General features: G+C 64.4%; 18 protein-coding genes and 1 riboswitch. Of the genes, 11 read left to right on the top strand and 7 right to left on the bottom strand.

Annotated features, from left to right (window positions below):
- Positions 1–34: 34 nt before the first annotated feature.
- Together I6L33_RS09165 and I6L33_RS09160 are read right to left on the bottom strand one after the other, a co-directional pair.
- Entirely contained in the window at positions 35–2,644 is a 2,610-nt protein-coding gene (locus I6L33_RS09165) for a glycosyl hydrolase family 18 protein (RefSeq protein ID WP_216973937.1), read from the bottom strand.
- Positions 2,645–2,754: 110 nt separating this feature from the next.
- A riboswitch (cyclic di-GMP riboswitch) is annotated at positions 2,755–2,842 on the bottom strand.
- Positions 2,843–3,016: 174 nt separating this feature from the next.
- Complete coding sequence (locus I6L33_RS09160; RefSeq protein WP_216973936.1) at positions 3,017–6,517, bottom strand: PAS domain-containing hybrid sensor histidine kinase/response regulator; 3,501 nt, start codon at positions 6,515–6,517, stop codon at positions 3,017–3,019.
- Positions 6,518–6,736: 219 nt separating this feature from the next.
- Between I6L33_RS09160 and I6L33_RS09155 the strand changes: the two genes are divergently transcribed.
- From I6L33_RS09155 to I6L33_RS09145, 3 genes are read left to right on the top strand one after another with little or no spacing between them, the layout of a single operon-like run.
- Entirely contained in the window at positions 6,737–7,348 is a 612-nt protein-coding gene (locus I6L33_RS09155) for a DUF2975 domain-containing protein (protein WP_216973935.1), read from the top strand.
- Positions 7,349–7,355: 7 nt separating this feature from the next.
- Entirely contained in the window at positions 7,356–7,565 is a 210-nt protein-coding gene (locus tag I6L33_RS09150; RefSeq protein WP_005304071.1) for a helix-turn-helix transcriptional regulator, read from the top strand.
- A 6-nt stretch (positions 7,566–7,571) separates the two neighbouring features.
- A complete protein-coding gene (locus I6L33_RS09145) occupies positions 7,572–8,780 on the top strand; it encodes a hypothetical protein (RefSeq protein WP_216973934.1) in 1,209 nt (402 codons plus the stop codon).
- A 74-nt stretch (positions 8,781–8,854) separates the two neighbouring features.
- Here the strand turns inward: I6L33_RS09145 and I6L33_RS09140 are convergent, their stop codons facing one another.
- Together I6L33_RS09140 and I6L33_RS09135 are read right to left on the bottom strand one after the other, a co-directional pair.
- Positions 8,855–10,009 carry a 3-phenylpropionate MFS transporter gene (locus I6L33_RS09140; protein WP_216973933.1) on the bottom strand — a complete coding sequence of 385 codons (1,155 nt, stop codon included), beginning with the start codon at positions 10,007–10,009 and terminating at the stop codon, positions 8,855–8,857.
- A gap of 266 nt (positions 10,010–10,275) precedes the next feature.
- A complete protein-coding gene (locus tag I6L33_RS09135; RefSeq protein ID WP_216973932.1) occupies positions 10,276–12,369 on the bottom strand; it encodes a TonB-dependent hemoglobin/transferrin/lactoferrin family receptor in 2,094 nt (697 codons plus the stop codon).
- Positions 12,370–12,557: 188 nt separating this feature from the next.
- On the opposite strand from I6L33_RS09135, the gene I6L33_RS09130 reads away from it, so the two are divergent.
- From I6L33_RS09130 to I6L33_RS09120, 3 genes are read left to right on the top strand one after another with little or no spacing between them, the layout of a single operon-like run.
- Positions 12,558–13,541, top strand: a complete 984-nt coding sequence (locus I6L33_RS09130) for a ChaN family lipoprotein (RefSeq protein WP_216973931.1) — start codon at positions 12,558–12,560, stop codon at positions 13,539–13,541.
- Between the two features lie 60 nt (positions 13,542–13,601).
- Positions 13,602–14,153 (top strand): cysteine hydrolase family protein, encoded by a 552-nt coding sequence (locus I6L33_RS09125; protein ID WP_216973930.1) that lies wholly within the window; start codon positions 13,602–13,604, stop codon positions 14,151–14,153.
- A gap of 39 nt (positions 14,154–14,192) precedes the next feature.
- Complete coding sequence (locus I6L33_RS09120; RefSeq protein ID WP_017779150.1) at positions 14,193–14,597, top strand: hypothetical protein; 405 nt, start codon at positions 14,193–14,195, stop codon at positions 14,595–14,597.
- A 71-nt stretch (positions 14,598–14,668) separates the two neighbouring features.
- On the opposite strand, the gene hutZ is transcribed toward I6L33_RS09120, so the two are convergent.
- Positions 14,669–15,226, bottom strand: a complete 558-nt coding sequence (gene hutZ, locus I6L33_RS09115; protein WP_005304092.1) for a heme utilization protein HutZ — start codon at positions 15,224–15,226, stop codon at positions 14,669–14,671.
- On the bottom strand, positions 15,223–15,735 hold the full coding sequence (gene hutX, locus I6L33_RS09110) for a heme utilization cystosolic carrier protein HutX (RefSeq protein ID WP_005304096.1): 513 nt from the start codon (positions 15,733–15,735) through the stop codon (positions 15,223–15,225). The genes hutZ and hutX overlap by 4 nt, the downstream gene beginning before the upstream one ends.
- A gap of 168 nt (positions 15,736–15,903) precedes the next feature.
- Here hutX and I6L33_RS09105 point away from each other — a divergent pair, with 168 nt between their 5' ends.
- From I6L33_RS09105 to I6L33_RS09090, 4 genes are read left to right on the top strand one after another with little or no spacing between them, the layout of a single operon-like run.
- Positions 15,904–16,743 (top strand): hemin ABC transporter substrate-binding protein, encoded by an 840-nt coding sequence (locus tag I6L33_RS09105; protein WP_042049569.1) that lies wholly within the window; start codon positions 15,904–15,906, stop codon positions 16,741–16,743.
- Positions 16,740–17,771: an iron ABC transporter permease gene (locus I6L33_RS09100; protein ID WP_010634923.1), complete on the top strand. Its 1,032-nt coding sequence runs from the start codon at positions 16,740–16,742 to the stop codon at positions 17,769–17,771. The genes I6L33_RS09105 and I6L33_RS09100 overlap by 4 nt, the downstream gene beginning before the upstream one ends.
- Positions 17,772–17,785: 14 nt before the next feature.
- Positions 17,786–18,574, top strand: a complete 789-nt coding sequence (locus I6L33_RS09095; protein ID WP_065018671.1) for a heme ABC transporter ATP-binding protein — start codon at positions 17,786–17,788, stop codon at positions 18,572–18,574.
- 50 nt (positions 18,575–18,624) lie between these two features.
- The gene (locus I6L33_RS09090) at positions 18,625–19,440 is read left to right on the top strand and encodes an ABC transporter substrate-binding protein (RefSeq protein ID WP_065018670.1); all 816 of its coding nucleotides are present in this window, start codon (positions 18,625–18,627) and stop codon (positions 19,438–19,440) included.
- Here the strand turns inward: I6L33_RS09090 and I6L33_RS09085 are convergent.
- Positions 19,428–20,054, bottom strand: coding sequence for a YitT family protein (locus I6L33_RS09085; protein WP_216973929.1), 627 nt, complete (start codon positions 20,052–20,054; stop codon positions 19,428–19,430). The two genes, I6L33_RS09090 and I6L33_RS09085, sit on opposite strands and share 13 nt — an antisense overlap.
- A gap of 323 nt (positions 20,055–20,377) precedes the next feature.
- On the opposite strand from I6L33_RS09085, the gene I6L33_RS09080 reads away from it, so the two are divergent.
- Complete coding sequence (locus tag I6L33_RS09080; RefSeq protein ID WP_216973928.1) at positions 20,378–21,397, top strand: NAD-dependent epimerase; 1,020 nt, start codon at positions 20,378–20,380, stop codon at positions 21,395–21,397.
- The last annotated feature ends 74 nt before the right edge of the window (positions 21,398–21,471 follow it).

Here is a 21,471-nt window from a genome sequence, read left to right as displayed (position 1 = left end):
GGGGCATGCCTGGCATGCCCCTGTGGATGGTGAATTACTTGCAGCTGGCGGCGCCGATGTCCTGCCAGACGTCGTGCTTGCCTGGCTCGTTGCCGCGGGTCCAGTACTGGGCCTTCCACTGGCGACCGTTGTGGCTGGTCACGTCACCGGCGTTATAGGCAACATTGGCATCCCAACCCAGCTGCACCTGGCTTATCAGCTTCCACTGATCGGCGGTGCGGCTCGGCTCATTGCCCTGGGTCCAGTATTTGGCCTGCCATACCAGCTGGTTGTGGCTCACCTTCTCGCCACCGTTGTAGGTGGTCGCAGCCTTCCAGGCCGGCCAGTTGGCGGCATCCGGATCGGTGGCGTTGCAGTCGCCACCACCGCTGACCGGGGTCACGGTGAGGCGGGTAGCGGCCTGGGCATCCAGTGCGCCGTCGGTCACGGTGACCGTGAGGTCATAGCCGGTCTCCACGGTGACGCTGGGGCCGGTCACCACCAGGGTCTTGCTGTTCTGACCGCTGGCGGTGAGCCCTGCCGGCACGCTCCACTGATAGCTCAGGGTGTCGCCGTTGGGATCGCTGGCGTTGGCGGTGATGCTCACCTGCTTGCCGGCCTGCACCGAGACCTTGTCCTGCACCGTGACGACCGGCGGCAGGTTGGGTTGCGGCGCCTTGTTGGTCACCACTACCTGATCCTTGGCGCTGAGGTTGTGGTCATCGGTCACGGTCAGCTCGAACACCAGATTGACGTCCTGGCTCACCGCATCGACGGCCACCTTGGCCTTGGCCTGGCTGGCGTCGCTCAGGGTCGCCTTGGGACCGGAGATCTGGGCCCAGCTGTAGCTCAGTACCGCCCCTTCCGGATCGCGGGAGGAGGAACCGTCCAGCACCAGCTCGGCCGGGCCGGTCACCGCGAGATCGGTGCCGGCATTGGCCACCGGCGGCTTGTTGACCGGCGGTGTGCTATCGCCGTGGCCCAGCCCCTCGTGCATGGCGTTGAGAATGTCGCCGTTGTCGGCGTCGATTTCCCAGGCGAACATGCCGCCGAGCTGGTTGGCCAGCACGTACTGCCCCTTGGCCTTGACCGAGCGCTCGTCATCGAAGGTGATGAGCTCGCCGGTGGCAGCCTTGAACACGGACGGTGCCTCGGCCACTTCGTCATAGCTGTACTGCCAGTCGCCGGCCATCTTGCCCTTGGCGATGCCGCGGTAATCGATGACCCCCTTCTCCCAGATCCCTTCCGCTTCGGTGCCCGCAATCGGGCCGGTGGCGGTGCCGGTGAAGGGGTTGTTGCCCTGATACCCGCTGACGCCGGTCCAGCCTCGGCCATACATGGCGGCCCCCACCACCACCTTGCCGGGCTCGACGCCCTGACCCAGCAGCGCCTTGACCCCCTTGTCGGTGGTGTACTTGGTGTTGGGATCCCAGCTCGACTCGTAGAGCGCGGTCTGGTGACCCAGCCCGGTGTTGGTCCAGGCGCCGTTGAAGTCGTAGCTCATCAGGAAGATGTGATTCATGTATTGCTGGGCGGCGCGATAGTCCACCTTGGCAATCTTGTCGCCGCCGGCACTGATGGCGGAGGTGAGCTCATAGGTGCGGCCCGTCTCTGCGCTCAGCTCGTCGAGCATGGCGCGCAGCTCCTTCATCAGCAGCACGTAGGTCTCGCCATCGGAGGGGCTGCCGAGGTTGGGGTTGGCCCCGAGGCCACCCGGGAATTCCCAGTCGATATCCACCCCATCGAAGAATTTCCAGGTCTGCAGGAACTCCTTCACCGACCCGACGAAGGTGTCGCGTTTGGCCTTGTCACCGAAGAAGAAGAAGGGGTCGGAGAGAGTCCAGCCACCGATGGAGGGGAGGATCTTCAGGTCCGGATAGGCCTTCTTGAGCGCCATCAGGTTGCCGAAGTTGCCCTTGTAGGGTTCATCATAGGCGGTGAGATTGCCCTGCCCCATCTGGATGGCGGCCCAGGGATCGTGGATGGAGACCTTGAAGTCCTCGCGTCCGGCACAGGAGCGCTGCAGCGCCTCGAAGCTGCCTGAGATCTCTTTGAGGCTGTCGTTGATGCCGTTGCCACCGCAGATCGGGGTGAAGCCGTAGAGGATGTGGGTCAGGTTCTGGGCCGGGATCTTGTCCACGGTGAACTTGCGACCATAGACCCCCCACTCCACGTAGTAGGCCCCCATCACCTTGCCGGTCTTGTTGACGTAGGGCTTGTTGTTCTCCTTGAGCGGCGCCTTGAGCGGCAGCAGGTGGCTGCCGTCGGTGTCGGCCACCAGGATCTCTTTCTTGTCGGAGAGGGTACAGCCATCGGCGTTGCACAGGGCCACCTGCATCTGGTAGCGGCCCCCCTGGGTGACCTTGAAGTTGGCGGTGCCGGAGGCGGAGGCGGCGCCGGACCACACCTCCTTGCCGTCGAGCAGCACCTTGGCGGTCTGGCCGACATCACCGGACCAGAGGTTCCAGCTCACGCTGACCGGGGCACCATCCTTGTGAACCGTCACCAGCTTGTTGTAGGAGGTGGCGGCCTGGTCCACTTCGACGATGGCGAACTTGGTTTCGCCCCAGCCGATGGTGGGTTTGCCGGGGGCGGCAGCGAAGGCGGAGGAGGCACAGAGCCCCCCGACGATCAGTGCCAGTACGGAGGGTTTTGGACTTAACATAGTTGAATATCCTTATTTCGTTCTTGGAATAGATAACGAAAAAGGCAACGCAACCTGACAGGTAACGCAGACAACATCGCACCATGGCTTGGCCCATGGACGAAACAACCTGTGGTGGCCCCGCTATCCTAGGTACTGCTGACCCTTAGACCGGAAGCTTTGCGTCCCGGACTTTCGTCCGGTTTGCCTTTTGCACAACTTGATTTGCGATAAAAATAATCGCGACCTGACTATAAGGGAGTCAAAGGAGAGAGGGCAAACCCCTGATTGATTATTAATAAGTCACTTTTTACCGGTTTTGAGCCTCAAACGAGAAGAAAAGGCACATTTCCGGGTCGGAAAGTGCCGATCTTGCCACTTGGGGGCCGCCGATTAAAAATCGGACGAATTCCCGGATTCGTGATCACCATCAAGTTTGGCCGGCCGCAAGATGCTGTTCATCAGCGCCCGCAACTTGAGCGGTTTGACCGGTTTGCTGATGTAGCCGTAGCCGTGTTCCCGGATCTGCGCCTGCAGCTCGCTCTTGCGATCCGCGCTGATGATGATGCCGCCGATATGGTTGCCGTGGGCCAGACGCAGCATGTGCAGCGCCTGCAATCCGGTCTTGCCGTCGTCCAGATGGTAATCGGAGAGCACCAGCTGCGGCAGGAAGCCGCCGGCGATAAGATCCTCCGCCTGGGCCTGGCTCTGGGCGCACACCACCTCGCAGCCCCAGCGCCCCAGCAGTGACTGCATGGCGATCAGGATATCGCTCTCGTTGTCGATGCAGAGCACCCGGATCCCCTCCAGCTGGCTGTCGCGCTGGGCGGGGGCCGCCACCTGCGTCGTTGCGACAGGACGGGTCGCCAGGTTGAGGGTGACGGCAAACACCGAGCCCGCCCCCGGCCAGCTGCGCAGGGTCAGGTTGTGGCCGAGCACCAGGGCGATGCCGCGAGCGATGGCAAGGCCGAGCCCCAGCCCCTGCTCCCGCGCGGTGCGGGAGTGATCGAGGCGGGAGAACTCGTCGAAGATCGCCTCCTGCTTGTCGGCCGGAATGCCGGGGCCGTTGTCCCACACCTCGATGCGCACCTTGTCGCCGAGCCGGCGACAGCCGAGCAGCACCCGGCCGCCCGGGTTGTAGCGAAACGCGTTGGTGAGGAAGTTTTGCAGCACCCGCCGCAGCAGGCGCACGTCGCTGTAGACCGCGAGGCTGCTCTCCACCACCGAGAACTGGATCTCCCCCGCCTGCGCCAGCACCCCGAACTCCGCCTTGAGGTTGTCGAACACGTCGCGCAGGACGAAATCCAGTTTCTTGGCCTTGAACTTGCCCGCTTCGAGGCGCGAGATGTCGAGCAGATCGGTGATGAGATCCTCGGTCGCCCCCAACGCATCGTCGATGTGGCGGGCGATGCGGGCCGGCTCGTCCGCCGGCGGCAGCATCTCCAGCAGGGAGGAGGTGAACAGCTTGGCGGCGTTGAGGGGTTGGGTCAGATCGTGGCTCACCGCCGCCAGGAAGCGGCTCTTGGAGTGGTTGGCCCGCTCCACCTGCTGGTTCACCAACAGCAGCTGACGGTTGAGCTCGGAGAGCTCGTGGGTGCGCTCGGCCACCCGCGCCTCCAGGTGTTCGTTGGCCTCGCGCAGCACCCGCTCGGCGTCGCGAAACGGGGTGATGTCGGTAAAGGTCATCACGAAGCCGCCCGCCGGCATGGGGTTGCCCTGCATCTCGATCACCCGGCCATCGGGGCGCTCGCGGGCCGAGATGTGCTGACTGCCCCGCTGCATGAAGGCGACTCGCCGCGCCACCTGGGCCTCCACATCGCCGGGGCCGCACAGCCCCTGCTGGGCGTTGTAGCGGATGATCTCCTCGATGGGGCGACCCACCTGGATGAGGCCGGGGGGATAGTGAAACAGCTCGATGTAACGCCGGTTCCAGGCCACCAGCTTGAGCTCCCGGTCCACCACCGAGATCCCCTGCCCCATGTGTTCGATGGCCCCCTGCAGCAGGCCGCGGTTGAAGCGAAACACGTCGGAGGCCTCGTCCACTATGGTGGCGATCTCTTCCAGCTGCATGTTGCGCCCCTGCAGGGCCGAGGCCAGCACCAGCCGCGCGGACGAGGTGCCGAACACCCCGGCCAGCAGCCGCTCGGTGTGGGCGATCAGCTCGGCGGAGGCCTGCATCTGGGGCGCCAGGGTGCCGCCCCGCTCGCCGGCGAAGCGGCCGAAGGCGCGCTTGACCCGGCTCGAGCCGACGAAGCGGGCCGCCAGCATCTCCAGCTCCTTGACCGAGACCCGCGCCTGATAGAGCGCCGTGGTGTCGCGGCTCGGCTTGCCGACGAAGTTGGCCGCCTGCAGCCGCTCGCTGACCGCCGGACGGGAGAGCAGGGAGCCCGCCACATAGCCGACCAGGTTGAGCAACAGGCTGAGGAAGATGCACCAGGCCCCCAGGCTCAGGTCGCGCACCGCAGGCCAGTCGGGCGGCGCCAGCAGGATCGCCAGCGGCGAGCCGGCCAGCAGGCCGCTCTCCGCCAGCAGGGTGGCGAACCAGAGGCTCACCCCGAGGGCGAGGCCGAGATAGACCCCCTTGCGATTGCCGTGCCGCCAGTAGAGGCCGAGCAGCAGGGCCGGCGCGAACTGGGCCACCGCACCGAACGACAGGTAGCCGATGCGCGACAGGCTGGTGAGATCCCCGAGCCAGAGGTAGAGCCCCCAGGCCGCCAGCAGGATCAGCAGGATGGCGCCGCGGCGCACCTGCAGCAGCAGGCGCACCAGCCGCTCGTCCCGTCCCTGCTGCCAGAAGCGGCGCAGCAGCACCGGCAGCACCAGATCGTTGCTGACCATGATGGCCAGCGCTATGGTGCAGACGATCACCATGCCGGTGGCCGCCGAGGTGCCGCCGAGAAACGCCAGCAGCGCCATGCCGTCGAACCCGAGCGACATGGGGAGGCTGATCACATAGGTATCCGAGGCCATGCCGGCCCCCACCCACTGCTTGCCAGCCAGCGCCAGCGGCCAGATGAAGAGCCCCATCATGAACAGGTAGAGCGGGAACAACCAGCGCGCCCAGTGCAGATCCTGGCCCTGGTTGTTCTCCACCACGGTCACGTGAAACTGGCGCGGCAGGCAGATGACGGCGCACATGGCCACCAGGGTGTAGATGGCGAGCTCCAGCAGGCTGCCCGGCGTTACCGCCACCACCGCATCGAGAAAATCGCTGGCCACCAGAGTGCGGGCCTGGCTCGGCTTGCTGAGGATGAGCCAGAGCGCGAAGCTCCCCACCGCCATGAAGGCGAGCAGCTTGACCACGGATTCGAAGGCGATGGCCACCACCATGCCGCGGTGGTGCTCGGTGGCATCCAGGTGGCGGGTGCCGAACAGGATGCTGAACAGGGCCAGCAGCAGGGCCACCCCGAGCGCCAGCCCGGCGGTATTGCCGGTGGGGCCGGCGGGCACCGGGTTGGCCATCAGCAGATCCAGCCCGGTGACGATGGCTTTGAGCTGCAGCACCAAGTACGGAAGTATGCCCATGATGGCGATCAGCGCGATCACCATGGCCAGGCGCTGGGACTTGCCGTAACGGGCGGCGATGAAGTCGGCGATGGAGGTGATGTGTTCGCGCTTGGCCACCAGGATGAGGCGGGCCAGCAGTCGCCAACCGAACAGGAACACCAGCATGGGCCCCAGGTAGATGGGCACGGGCGACCAGGGCGACTCGCTGGCCTGGCCCACTGTGCCGAAGAAGGTCCAGGAGGTGCAGTAGACCGCCAGCGACAGGCTGTAGAGCAGGGGCTGGCCCTGGAGGCGACGCCGTTTGTTCTTGTCCGCCACGTAGGCGATCAGAAACAGCAACCCCAGGTAGGAGAGCGACAATCCGATCAGCAACCATCCCTGGTGCATCTGTAACCTCTTGTCCGTGTTGAAGATTCAAGCGCAGCAGCAGCCAGTCTAGAGAGCTGCCCGGAAAATGTCATCTCCTTATTGCGACGAAAATTTATCGTTTTTCAATAAAAAACGGTTGAATAAATATCGAAAAACGATAAACATCTGGCTGTGTTTATTGATAAATGATAACTCGGCGCTACGCGTGGCCCACCCTTTCACTCAAAGAGGTAAGCGATGAAACACAACAAGCTCGAACGCATGAGCAGCCTGATCGAATGGATCCTGCTGGCCACCCTGCTGGCCACCCCCGTCCTGACGGTCATGGGGGTCTGGTCACACCTGATCGGCGGCAGCGACTACCTGCAGCAGGAGCTGCAAGAAGCGCTGAATGTGGAAGATAGTTCGGTGCTCGGCAAGGTGCCCCTGACCACGAAATCGCTCCCGCAGGCCAGCACCCAGCCCGCCGTTGCCGACTATCCCCTCACCCTGGGAACCCGCCTGCTGGGCACCCTGGTGATGCTGCTACCGGATCTGGTGTTCATGCTGATGTTGTGGCAGCTGCTCCAGCTGTTTCGCGGCTACCGGCAGGCCATGCTGTTCACCTTCAGCCAGATCCGTCGCTACCAGTGGATCGGCCTGCTGCTCTGCGTCAGCTTCGTCACCAAGATCGGCACGACGCCGCTGCTGGACATAGTGCTCACCCTGCCGGGACCCGAGCTGCACGGCAAGATCAACATCAGCTCGTCGGACTTTCAGCTGCTGCTGGCCGGGCTGATCGTCTCGGCACTGGCCCTGGTGATGCGCGAGGCCAAACTGCTGGCCGATGAACAACAACTGACGGTGTGAGGATCCCATGCCCATCATCATCCGACTCGATGCCCTGCTGGCCGAACGCAAGATGACCGCCCGCGAGCTGGCCCTGCGGGTCAACATCACAGAGGCCAACCTCTCCATCCTGAAAAACGGCCATGCCAAGGCGGTTCGCTTCTCCACCCTGGAGGCGATCTGCCGCGAACTGGGCTGCCAGCCCGGGGATCTGCTGGCCTTCGAGGAGGAGCGTTGATCCCCTATGAGTCGCCATCTCACCCTGTGTGCCCTGTGGTTGCTGCCGCTGTGGGCCTGCGCCGCCGATGGCACCAGCGGCCCTCGCTACCTTGTAGAGCAGGGCAGCCGTGCCAATGAGTTGCAGATACGCCTCACGATGCAGGGCAATCCCCCTTTTACCCTGCTCCCCGCTCGTCAGTTGCCGGGCAGTTCCGCGCCGGTTTCACCCAAGCTGGTCTGTCTTGCAGACAACCAGCCGGTGACCCTCAACCAGCCCTTCTCCTGCCAAGAGGTAGGCTGGCAGGTAACCCTCACTCCGGCGCCAGCCCTGGGGGCCGATGCCTCGGCCCAGGCATCGCTGCTGTTTGCCCCCAATCGGTGGCTATTGACCGAATGGGGCAATCTGGTACGCCAGCAAGGGAGTCGCCAAGGGGAAGTCTGTCTGCCGGATGGCAGTTGCCAGCCGCTGCCGGACCTCAACCAGCCGCCGCTGATCCTGCCATTTGGTCTGGCCACAGTGCCCGTCACCGAGCGGGATCCCTGGCTGCAGCTCAGCCATGACGAGATGGCCAATCAGCTCGATCTGCCGGCCCTGCAGCAACAACTGAACGAGATCATCGACTATCTGGCCTTCCAGCTCGATGTCACCCCGCCCACTCACCCGTGGCGGCTGGTGTGGCTGGGGCGGGATGTGGCGACCCGCTCCCTCGGCGGCGCCGCCGGGGATCAGGTGTTTGTCGCCAACTACCCCACTAGGGATGGCAAGCCGACGCCACAGGCGCCACTGCGTCTGCTGCGCACCTCCGCCCACGAGGCGGTGCACATCCTCAGCACCGCGCCACAGCCCACCTGGGTCAACGAGAGCCTTGCCGAGTACCTTGCCATCAAGGCGCTGCGCCGCTTTCGGCTGCATCAGGTCACGGCGGTCAACGAGCTGGCCGAACGAGGCAAGCAGTTGCCCCATGGCGAGAGCGGCCTCTATCGGGCGGCCTGCGAGGTGATGGCAGGGGATCGCTCCTACTACCCGCTCTTTTACGTCAAGGGGAGCGCTTTCTGGGAAACCCTGGACAGGGAGCTGCAGCACAATGACGCCACCCTCGCCCGGCTGCTGCCCCAGTTGGGCTGGCTGGCGGATGGTCGCTTTGATACCGCATCCAATGAGCTGCTTGCTGGCACCATAGGCTCGGATACCTGGCGCCGCCTGAGCCGTCACTATCTTGGCGAAGCGCGGTAACGCCGCACGCCGCAACGAAAAAGGGAGAGCCATGGCTCTCCCTTTTGCTGCGTGATGATTCAGACGGGTCGGTATCAGGCCGGGACATGCCCCTGCCCAGACGGCGCAGCTGGGCGCAAGCGCAGCACGAACACCGGCAGCACCACCAGCACCATCAGGAAGAAGATGCTGCCCCCCAGCGGTTCGTAGAGCAGACCGCACAGGGTCATCAGGGCGGCCACCGTCATGCCGAGCCCCAGCGCCGCATAGAGCGCCTGGGTCGGGATCAGCTGCTCGGCCGGCAGCTGGCGGGTCATGAAGCGCACGGCGCCGAGGTGGCTGACGCAGAAGGTGACCGCATGCAGCAGCTGGCCCGCCACCAGCACCAGGATCTCGGTGGAGGCACCAAGCAGGATCCAGCGCACCACGCAGCCCAGCGCCCCCACCAGAAACAGGGCCTGGGCGCCGAAGCGGTTGAGGAAGCGCTTGTCGGCGGCGAACATGCCGATCTCCGCCACCACCCCCAGCGCCCACAGATAGCCGATGGTGGTGCCGCTGTAGCCTGCCGCCTTCCAGTGAATGGCGCTGAAGCCGTAATAGGCGGCGTGACTGCCCTGCAGCAGGGCCGAGATCAGCAGGAAGCGGCGCACCTGGGGAGACTTGAGGGTATCGAGCAGGGAGGCCTTGGCCCGCTCGCCCTGAATGTCCCGCGGCGCCGGGTGCAGCGGCAGCCAGCTGAGCAGCAGCATCAACAGCAGCCCGGCCACCATGGTGTGCAGCACCCACTCGCTGCCAAAATTCCCCACCAGGGCCCCCACCAGGGTCGAGGCGACGATGAAGGCAAAGGAGCCGCACAGGCGCACCTTGCCGTAGTCGAGGTGCGCCTGCACTACCATGCGGGTGGCCAGCGCCTCCCCTACCGGCATCAGGGTCGGGTAGATGAAGTTCGCCACCAGGGTCAGTCCCACCAGCCACCAGAGATTGTGGCTGAGATAAAAGCCGAGGAAGGCCAGCAGACTGAGCAGGCAGAGCAGGCGGGTGACCGGCAGCAGGTGCCCCGCCCCCTTGATCTGCCCCATCACCATCAGGTTGCCGGCAAAGCGGATCGCCATGCCGGCACCGAGCAGCAGGCCTATCATCTCGGCGCTCACCCCGATCCCCTCCAGCCAGAGCGACCAGAACGGCAGATAGGCACCATAGACGAAGTAGAAAGCACCAAAAAACAGGGCTAACCAGGAGAAGGCGGGCATAGATCCTCGGCAAGGGGGAAGATGGGGCACAAATGATAACCGATTTGCCGGTGGGGATCCTGCGATCCCGGGCGGGAAGCCGCGCAGATAATAGTGAAAAACATCAATAAAATTGAACTATTGGCGCAAGACCGGTGTCTATCGAGTAACACCTCCTCCTGGTTAGTGTTGCAATCCTTCCACCCGCCACCGGCGGGTTTCTTTTTGGCCGTTCGCTTGCGCCATGAAAAAGGGGCCCGCAGGCCCCTTGTCGTGATGGGTATTCATCAGAACACGTACTTGACCCGTGCACTCAGGTTGCGGCCCGGCTCGGTCTTGTTGCTGGTGCTGGCACTGGCGCTCTGGCCGGTGATGCTCTCGTAGTTGACGTACTCCTTGTCAAACAGGTTGAAGACGCCCACGTTGAACTGCAGATCCTGCACCGGCTTGAACTGGGCGTAGATGTCCACCACGCCCCAGCCCGCGCTCTTGATGTTGTCGTTGCCCTTGGCATCCTTGCCCACCTTGCTCATGTCGTCGGCAAAGCGCAGGGCGGTGTTGATGTTCCAGTTGGCCTGCTCCAGTCGTACCCCCAGGGTCCCCTTGAGCGGGCTCAGGCTGTTGATGTAGTTGCCGTCGCCATCCTTGCCCTCGATGTAGGAAAGGTTGCCCCAGACGTTGACCAGATCGTTCAGCCAGTAGTCCGCCTTGGCCTCGGCCCCCTTGGTGGTGGCCTTGTCCAGGTTCTGGTACTGGTAGACGGCGGTGCGCCCTTCGGTGCTCACCTGGCCCAGCTCGATGAAGTCGTCGTACTTGTTGTAGAAGGTGGCCACTTCATAGCTGAAACCGCCGGCGCTGCCGCGCACCCCCAGATCGATGCCGTCGCTGCTCTCGGGTTTGAGGTTGGTGTTGGGCTCGATGCGATAGCCGTACGCCTGGTGGTTCAGGGTGGAGAAGGCGTTGTCATACATGGGGGTCTTGTAGCCGTGGCTGTACTGGGCGAACAGGTTGGCCGCCTCGTGCGCCTTGAATACCAGTCCCAGCTTGGGCGAGAACTCCCCTTCGGAGAAGCGTTTGAGATTCTCGCCCGTGTAGGCGGGATCCTGATCCGGGTTCATCCGGTAGTAGTCATAGCGGGCCCCCGGTGTCAGCACCCAGCGCTCGCCAAACTTCAGCTCGTCGAACGCCCACAGGGCGCCGTGCTCTGTGGTGGTGGAGGGGAAGCTCAGCTCGCTGTAGCCTTCAAAATCCCCCGCCACGGTCGGCGCCTTGAAGCGGGTCCGCTCGTTGTCGGTGTGCTCATACTCCAGGCCCCAGGCCAGCCGCTGGCTATCCAGCGCCTTGCTGAACTTCACCTGGGCGCCCAGGCTCTTCTGCTCGAAACCGTTGTGATCCAGCGAGTTCTTGGTCACATAGGGGTTGGTCGGCCGCACCGGGTATTTGGAGGAGGCGTACTGATCCATGGTCTGCTTGGTGCGGGCGTAGTAGATCTTGCTGTCGATGCGATCGACCCAGGGTGCCTGCAGGGCGATGCCATGATCCAGCACCAGCGACAGGTTGTCGGTATCCTTGTCGGTGATCGGCTGGTTGAAGACAGAGCCCGCCTTGGTGAGGTCGACCGCGTCGGGATCCTGACCCTCGGTGAAGTAGTCGACGGTCAGCTTGAGGAACTGGCTATCGCTCAGGTTCCACTTGCTCTTGAACAGCAGCGCCTGGCTGACGATGTCGAACTCGTTCTTGTCGCTGTCGTAGTTCTGGGTCACCCCGCCGTCACGCCAGGTGTAGCGCAGCAGGTTTTCCAGCTCGCCGGTACGCAGGGCACCGGTAAAGCCCGCCATCTTCTGGTGGCTGCTGGAGGCATAGCCGGAAGTGGCGTCCAGATAGCTGTCGCGCCCCTTGAGGAAATCCGCCGCATCCTTGGTGGTGATGGCAATGACGCCACCCAGCGCATCGGAGCCGTAGGCGGCCGAGGCCGGCCCCTTGACCACCTCGACCTGCTTGATCATGTCGGTGTCGAAATAGCTCTGGCCCACGCCGCCGTTCTTGTAGGCGTCGTTCTCGCGCACGCCGTCGCGCACTATCTTGACCCGGTTCTCACCCATGCCGCGAATGATGAAGGTCTGGGCATCGCCGGCACCGCCGAGGGCGGTGACGCCCGGCTCGTAACGGAACAGGTCGGCGACGTTGCTCACCACCTGCTCTTCAATCTGTTCGGCGGTAATGACCGAGATGGGACCGGAGACATCTTCCAGTTTCTGCTCCATCCGGGAGCCACTGACCACCATGACGTCATCTGCTTTCTTGTCCGCCGCAAAAACCGGGGAAGCGAGGCCGGCCGCCACGGCAAGGGCGACCAGCGATAGGGTGTTGTTATGGGCCACTGCAAATCCTTATTGAGAACTGTTATCAAACAGCAGGCATCTTACTCACCTCTCAACAAAGATCAATAATAAACGAAATCATTCTCATTTTCTTTTGTCGTAATTAGGTTCTACACTACGCCCCTCTGTTTTCCCGCCCGCCATGCTGCCATTGTATGGTGCAGGCACCTCATCGCTGCGAGACACCCATGACCCGACTTCTGCCCCTGCTCACCCTGCCCCTGCTGCTGGCCGCCTGTGCCACGACGGCCCCCGTCAACGATGCCGGCACCCTCTATCACTATCAGCTCAAGGCCACCCAGGGGGATGCGCTGACCCTGGAGCAGGCCCTGGCCCGGGTGGCGGATGCCGACATAGTGCTGGTGGGCGAGCTGCACACCCACCCGGCGGTGCACCTGCTGCAGGCCAGAATGCTGGCGGGTCTGGCCGACACGGCGCAGGCAGACGGCCGCCCCCTGGTGCTCTCCATGGAGCAGTTCAGCCGCGCCGATCAGCCGGTGCTGGATGCCTACCTGGCCGGTCGCATCGGCGAGGCGGCCCTCATTCGCGACGGCAACGCCTGGCCCAACTACCCGAGCGACTATCGCCCGCTGGTGGAGTTCGCCAAGGCGCACCACCTGCCGGTCATCGCCGCCAATGCCCCCAAACCGCTGGTGAGCTGTGTCGGCCAGGAGGGGCCGGCCTGGCTGGATCAGCTGCCCGCCAACCGTCGCAGCCAGCTGGCCCGCACCCTCACCCTCGGCGATGATCCCTATCGCCAGAAATTCATGGCCTCGCTCCATCATGGGGATGCCGACGGCAACGCCCGCCGCTTTGCCGCCCAGACCAGTTGGGACGACACCATGGCCGAGAGCATGGTGGATTACCTGCGCAGCCACCCGGGCCGGCGCATCATGCACATCGCCGGCAACTTCCACGTGGAGGGGGGACTGGGGCTGGCCAGCCGCATCGCCAGCCGCAACCCGGATCTCAAGGTGGCGCTGGTCGTGCCTGAGCTGACGGCGCCGCAAGCGGGCAAGGAGCAAGCGGCGGCAGCCGGTCGGGTGGCCGACGTGCGGGTCGGCATCGCCCCCCTGCCGGAACGCTGGCTAAATGCCGATGAAATGAAGCAAGATATGGGCGCACTGCATCAATCCCGCAGTCGTGACTGCAGCCAGTGGCTGCAACCCTGACCTTGCGTCTGAGGAGCCCAGTGGCTGCCACCCTGACAAACAATTGCCCAAGGATTTCATATGGATGTGTTACTGGTCATCGACATGCAACAGGGGCTGTTCACCCAGCCTCGCCATCAGGACGCCCAGGTCATCGCCAATATCAATCGATTGGCCGAGCGCGTGCGGGCAGAACAGGGTCGCGTCATCTATGTGCAGCACGATGCCCCCGGTTCCGAAGTGGATCCCGCCAGTCCGGGCTGGCAGCTGCACGCCGATCTAGCCCCAGAGGGGCATGACAGCCGGGTGCGCAAGACCGCCTGCGACAGCTTTCTCGATACCGAGCTCGGTTTCCTGCTGGCGGAGCAGCCGGTAGACAGGCTGCTCGTCTGCGGCTGTGCCACCGATTTTTGCGTCGATACCACATTGCGCAGCGCCGCCGCCCGCGGTTTCGAGGTGGTGGCGGTGGCCGACGCCCACACCACGGCGGACCGGCCCCACCTGAGCGCGGAGCAGATCATCGAGCACCATCACTGGATGTGGCGTCACCTCAGCCTGCCAAAAGGCAGAAGCGTGACCCTGCTCACGACGGATGAGCTGCTCGGCGCCACCCAACCCGAGCCGGCATGTTAATCTGCCCGCTTTGAAGCGATCACCCGATTGGAGTCTTGTGTGCGTCTACTCTCTGCCGTTGCCTTCACGCTGCTGTTGCCGGCAATCACCGCCTGCTCCGGCTTGCCGGGGCGCCAGCCGGATGGCCCGGCCCCCCTGTTCAGGACCCACATCAACGAGGAGGGGAGCAAGCGCTTCACCTTCGAGGCCGCCCCGCTCGATACCCTGCCCACCCGCCTCCAGAACGATGACGGCAGCAGGCTGAGCAGGAACAAGAGCCTGCTGGAGCGGCGCGAAGCGCTGCAGGATGCCCAGCTCACCCAGGCACTGACCGAGCGCAAATACTGCCGCGAAGGCTACATAGTGCTCAGCCAGACCTCCTGGAAGATCCGGGGTGAATGCAACGAGACCGCCACCCGGGCCGACCGCGACGCCTTTCCCAACAAGGCCTCCTGGCAGGATTGAGGGAAAACCGTCCATAAAAAAACGGGCAGCCCCAGGGCTGCCCGTTTTGTCATCCTGGCGATCCGTGCGGCTCAGACCGGTGCATCGGCCGGGCTGGTCAGCTCGGCGCCATTGTCGATGCGCTTGTGCCCTTCCACCAGGTGGACGAAGTCCACCAGCTCGTCGCCGGAGACCCGGAACGCCTGGCCGAAGCCCTTGACGAACAGCCCCTGCTCGGGCTTGAGACGAAACAGCACGAAGTCCTTGAGATTGGAGAGCCCTTTGACTATCTCGCCAAAGCGCCCTTCCAGCGCCGCCACGGCCTTCTCCCAGCGCACGTCGTCGCGGGCCACCACTTCGGCCAGCGCATCGAAGGTGAGGCGTTTGCGGGCAAACAGCTCGCGGGCCCCGTTCTCGTCCTCGATCAGCATCAGCGACACCTTGGGTACCTGTTGCAGGTTGCGGGCGTGGCGGGCGATCTCGGAGATGAGCACATAGTAGCCATCTTCCTGCAGCACGAAGGGGGCATAGCTGGCATTGGGGTTGCCTTCACTGTCCACCGTCGCCAGCTGCAGGGTGCGGCAACCGTCGCGAAACTCGCGGATCTCCGGTTGCAGGCGGTTCTGCAGACGCTCCTGACGTTCACTCATGCTTTGACTTCCTCTTGATACTGGTGGCGCAGGGCCATGAAGCGTTCCACCTGGGCCGGCAGCAGCTGACGCTGTTCGTCACGCCCCAGATAGACCTTGAAAATGCAGCGACCACTGTGGCCGAAGAACTGGAAGGAGTGCCCCTCCTTGCCCATGAACAGCTTGCTGACCAGGGCGATACCGACCACGTTGTCGAGCTTGAGGTGGCCGTGCATCTCGCCGTCGCGCCCCATCAGGTTGTAGTAGCCACGGGCGCTCTTGCCGCGGGGGAAGGGGGCCTTAACCTCGAAGATGGAGCCGTCGGATTCGACGATGGTGGTCACCTGGCCCCAGTCGGCCAGATCCGCCAGCAGGGCTTCTGCCTGCTCGGCGGGCACCAGGGTAACCAGCTCGGCCGGCAGGTGGCGCACCACCTCCCATTCGCTGACGGCCAGCTCGGCGGCGATGGTGGACGGGTGAGCGCCGGGATCTTGTGCCAGCAGCCCATGAATGCGTTGTGCAATGCTCATCGGTTCTCCCTTGGGATGCCTGCGGCATCCCTGTTCTGTCATGGCGGATACTGTAATGAAGGCCCCAAACCAATGCAATTGATAATCGCTTTCATTCTCAGTGCATTTTTTTCGACGGCTTGATATTCTCGGCGGCAATCCCACTTCATTCACCCTTCGGAGGTTAGCATGGGCCGTCGTTTTGCCCTCGCACTCAGCCTGCTCGGCTGCTCAGCCCTGTCCCTGCCCACTCTGGCGCAGGAACGTATCGTCAGCATAGGCCCGGCCACCACTGAACTCATTCTGGCACTCGGGGGCGAGCAGAGCCTCATCGCCACCGACATCAGCAGCCCGGAGCCGAAAAACCTGCCACGGGTCGGCTATCACCGCGCCCTCGCCGCCGAAGGGATCCTGAGCCTGGCGCCGACCCGGCTGGTCGGCAGCGACGAGATGGGGCCGCCGCCCGCCCTGGAGCAGCTGCGCCGGGCCGGGGTCGCGGTGGACGTGCTGCCCACCGCCCCCACCCTCGCCAACCTCAACCAGCGCATCGATACCCTGGCCACCCTGCTCAAGGACCCGGCCGCCGGCACCCGTCTGAAGGCCGAAATCCAGACCCAGAGCGAGCTGCTGGCCGCTCAGGCCAAGCAGAACAAGCCGCTCAAGGTGGTCTTCCTGCTGTTGCACAAGGGCCAGCCCACCAGCATCGCCGGCGGCAACACCACCGCCAGCGCCCTGCTCACCCTGGCCGGCGGCATCAACCCGGTGGCCCAGCTGCAAGACTACAAGCCCGTCTCCACCGAATCCCTGATCGAGCTGCAGCCCGATCTGGTGCTGGTGAGCGGCCGCGACTGGCAGCAGTATCAGGATCCTGAAACCGTGCTGAGCCAGGTGCCCGCCCTTTCCGCCACCCCGGCCGGCAAGAACAGGGCCATCCATGCCATCGATGGTCACGCCCTGCAAGGGGGGCTCAGCCTCACCTCGCTGCAGCAGGCCAGCCAGATCGCCAAGTGGATCAAGCTGGGTTCATGATGCGTCTGCCACTGCCCTGGCTGCTGTGCCTCACCGGCGGCGCACTGGCTCTGTTGCTGGTCGGGTCGCTGGCCACCGGTCCCATGGCCCTCTCCTTTGGCGAGAGCCTGCGCGCCCTGTTCGCCGGCCAAGGGAGCGGGATTGAGGCCCACAAGTTGCTGATCGTGCAGGAGATCCGCCTGCCACGCACCCTGCTCTGCATCGCCGTAGGGGGGATTCTCGGCCTCTGCGGCGCTGTGATGCAGGGGCTGTTTCGCAACCCCCTGGCCGACCCCGGCATCATAGGGGTCTCCGGCGGGGCGGCGCTCGGCGCGGCGCTGGCCATCGTGCTGCTGGCCCCCCTCGGCCAGCAGTGGCAGAGCCTGCTCGGCATCGGCCTGCTGCCCCTGCTCGCCTTTCTCGGCGGCGCGCTGACCACCACCCTCGTCTATCTGCTCGGCACCCGGGAGGGGGGCACCTCGGTCACCGTCATGCTGCTGGCCGGGGTGGCCGTCACTGCCCTGTCCGGCGCCGTGATCGGCCTGCTCACCTATCTCGCCGACGATCAGATGCTGCGCAACCTGAGCCTGTGGCAGATGGGGTCGCTGGCGGCAGGCAAGCCGGTGGACGTGGCGCTGGCGCTGCTGACCCTGGTTGCCCTGCTCATCCTGTTCTTGCGCGATGCCAACCCCCTCAACGCCCTGCTGCTGGGTGAAGGGGAGGCCCGCCACCTCGGCATCCAGGTGCAGTCTCTCAAGCGGCGGCTGATCCTGCTCACCGCCGCCGGGGTCGGTGTCGCGGTGGCGGTGGCCGGCATGATAGGTTTCGTCGGTCTGGTAGTGCCCCACCTGGTGCGGCTGCTGGCCGGCCCCAACCACGTCCGGTTGCTGCCGCTCTCCGCCCTGCTCGGGGCCGCCCTGCTGCTGGGCGCCGACATGCTGGCCCGCACCCTGCTGGCGCCGGCCGAGATGCCGGTCGGCATCATCACCGCCCTGCTGGGCGCCCCCTTCTTCATCTGGCTGCTGGTCAAGGGCCGCCGCACCCTTTAACCGGAGGACTCATCTTGTCAGCTTCATCGACCCTGCTGCACTGTCGCCAGCTCAGCCTCAGCCGGGGCGGCCGCCCCATCCTGGACAGGCTCGACCTCAGCCTGCAGGCGGGCAGCCTCACCGCCCTGCTCGGCCCCAACGGCGCCGGCAAGAGTTCGCTGCTCAAGTGCCTCACCGGCGAGCTGGAACATGAGGGGGAGATAGATCTGTTTGGCCGGGAGCGGCAGGAGTGGGCCGGCAACGAGCTGGCCCACCGTGTCGGCGTGTTGCCGCAGAGCTCGTCCCTGAATTTCCCCTTCCTGTGCGAAGAGGTGGTGGCCATGGGCCGACTGCCCCACAGCGAGCCGGCCAGCCGGCGCGACGAGATAGTGCGGGCCGCCATGACCCATGCCGGGGTGGATCATCTGGCCGGCCGCCTCTATCCCGGTCTCTCCGGCGGAGAGCGCCAGCGGGTACAGTTCGCCCGGGTGCTGGCCCAGATCTGGCAGGCCCCGGAGGAACCGCAACAAGCGCGGCTGCTGCTGCTGGACGAACCCACCTCGGCGCTCGATCTCAAGTATCAGCACCAGCTGCTCACCATGGCGCGCGCCCTCGCCGCCCGCCATACCGCCGTGCTGGTGGTGCTGCACGACCTCAATCTGGCGGCCCGTTACGCCGACCGGCTGGTGATGCTGGAGCAGGGCAGAGTGATGGCCGACGGCACCCCGCGCGAGGTGCTGACGCCTGATCTCATCGACCGGCTCTACGACTACCCGGCCCGGGTGATCACAGACCCACAGGGGATGTATACCGTCGTCCTGTAGGGCGATTTCTCGCTCATACTGCAAGGGTGTCAATCACGGATGCTTGCCCCATGCCTGCTCGTCTGCTGTTGCTCTTGCTCCTCTCCCCTCTCTGCGTTGCAGCCCCCCTGCGTCTGGTCGTCCAGGAGTTTGCCCCCTACAGCTTCATGGGCAGTGACAACCAGCCGACCGGCGCCATGGTGGACATGGTGAAAGAGGCGTGCAGCTACTGGCCTGAGGGGTGCCAGATCACGCTGCGCCCCAATCTGCGGGCCAGAAAAGAGCTGGATCTGGGGGAAGTGGACGGCATGTTTCCGCTCGCCTGGAGCGATGCCAGGGCAAAGACGCTGAGCTACTCGGTACCACTGTGCAAGGCGAGCTGGGGCATCTTTGCCCACGTCGACGAAATTGACGCACCGCTGACTCTGGCTCGCCTTGGTCACGCACGGATCGGGGTGACCAGAGGCTCGTTCAGCGAGACCTTGCTGCGCCAGCTGGACGACACCCTGCACCAGCAGGGGATCCCCCCGATGCAGCTGGAACTCAACGTCAACGATGATTATGCGAACCTGCTCAAGATAGAACGACAGGGGCGCTACAACCTCTACTTCTCCAACCTGGATGTGGCCCTCTATCGACTCAACCTCAGTGGCGCCTCGAAGATCAGGCTATGGCAGAAGAGTCACGAGGCGAACTACTACATCGCCTTCAACCGCCAACGCATGAGCGAGGCGCAGCTGGCAGCCTTCAACCAGATCCTGACCCGGCTGGAAGCCCAGGGCAATCTGCTGCGGCACAGGGTGCACTGGGGCCTCTCCTCACCGCTGCCCGATCATCGGCTGCACACCCTTTTTCCACCCGGCTCACAGAGGCCTCACGCCAACTGATAGCGACCCGGCTTGTGGTTGAGTATCAACACCAGGTTACAGATGATGGCCGCCACCACGGAGAGGGCCAGGATCCAGGGCTGCACCACGAAGAAGGAGGCGATGACGATGGTGCAATCCAGCCCCATTTGCAGCTTGCCGGCGCGGATACCGAAGCGATCCTGGATAAACAGCGCCAGGATGTTGAAGCCGCCCAGGCTCGATTTGTGGCGAAACATGATGAGCAGCCCCATGCCGATCAGGGTGCCGCCGATCAGCGCCGCGTAGACCGGTTCAATCTTGCCTATCTGCAGCACGGCATTGAGGTGATCCGTCATGAAGGAGACGGTCGCCACCGAGACGAAGGTGTTGAGGGTGAAGCGCGGCCCCATCCTGAGCCAGGCCAGAGCATAGAAGGGCAGGTTCATGCCGAAGAACAGCAGGCCGAAGCTCAGCCCGGTCACCTGCTGCAGCAGCAGTGCCAACCCGGCGGTGCCGCCGGTGAGCAGGCCCACCTGATGAAACAGAAAGATGCCGAGGGAGACGAAGCCGGCGGCGGTCAGCAGGGCGATGATGTCTTCATAGAGGGGGTGCGCAGTACGAGCGGACTGCGCCGAGACGGGGGTGTTGTCCATAACCGGTATCCAATAGCGAAGTAAAAGAGTGTCTGTTGCCCATATCGCGGGCGCGAGCCCTGTCCACAGGGCTTCGTTATGGGATTCAGTCTATTTTTTGCGACCATGATCACAATAGTCGCCGCCCACGCCCCGTTTTGGTGCCTGTCATTCTCCATTGACAGCCGCTGCACCAAGATGCAGCATGCCGCGCCTGAGCCGCCCCCACCTTGACGAAAAGGGCGGTTTGCCATGGCACAGACGCGCCGGCTCTGCTACAACGCGCGCAGCCTCAACTCCAGCACCACCATCAGGAGCCCCATGATCTGCACAGGACCCCAGCCATGAAGTATCTGGTCACCGGCGCCGCCGGTTTTATCGGTTTTCACGTCGCCAGACGGCTGTGCGAGGCGGGTCATCAGGTGGTGGGGCTGGACAACCTCAACGACTACTACGAGGTGAGCCTCAAAGAGGCTCGCCTGGCGATGCTGACCCCCTTCCCCCACTTTCGCTTCGTAGAGGGCGAGCTGGCGGACCGGGCCGGCATGGCCGCCCTGTTTGCCGAGGGGCAGTTCGAGCGGGTGATCCACCTGGGTGCCCAGGCGGGGGTGCGCCACTCGCTGGAAAACCCCTTTGCCTACAGCGAGAGCAACCTCACCGGCATGCTGACGGTGCTGGAGGGGTGCCGCCAGCACGACATCCGGCATCTGATCTACGCCTCCTCCAGCTCGGTCTACGGCATGGGCGAGCAGTTGCCGTTCAGTGCCGATCAGCAGGTGGACCACCCGGTTTCCCTCTATGCCGCCACCAAGAAGAGCGGCGAGCTGATGGCCCACGCCTACTCGGCGCTCTACGGCCTGCCCACCACAGGGCTGCGCTTTTTCACCGTCTACGGCCCCTGGGGCCGGCCCGACATGGCCATCGCCAGGTTCACCCGAGCCATCCTGGCGGGCGAGCCCATCGACGTCTACAACCAGGGCAATCTCAGCCGCGACTTCACCTTCATCGACGACATCGTCGAGGGGATCCTCGCCGTCGCCGAGCTGCCACCCCGCCCCAACCCTCACTGGCACGCCGGCGAACAGAGCCCGGCAGAGAGCGCCGCCCCCTACCGCATCCTCAACATCGGTCATGGCCAGCCGGTGCGGTTACTCGACTTCATCGAGGCGCTGGAACAGGCACTGGACAAGCCCGCCATCAAGCGGATGCTGCCGATGCAGGCGGGCGACATGCACGCCACCTGGGCCGACAGCGAGCCCCTTCACACCCTCACCGGCCTGCGCCCCGCCACCTCCATCGAGGAAGGGGTCGCCGCGTTCGTGCGCTGGTATCTCGACTACTACCAACCCGCGGAGCTGGAGTAGCCATCCCGACCGGACACTGGGTGCGCCCTGCCACGGCCGGCTGAAAATTGTTTGATGAGTTAATGGAATGGCGC

The sequence above is a fragment of the Aeromonas sp. FDAARGOS 1403 genome (genome assembly GCF_019047325.1).
In the GTDB taxonomy this organism is placed as follows: domain Bacteria; phylum Pseudomonadota; class Gammaproteobacteria; order Enterobacterales; family Aeromonadaceae; genus Aeromonas; species Aeromonas dhakensis.
Note: the sequence above shows the minus strand (reverse complement) of the source record. Positions and strands in the feature narration are given on the sequence as shown.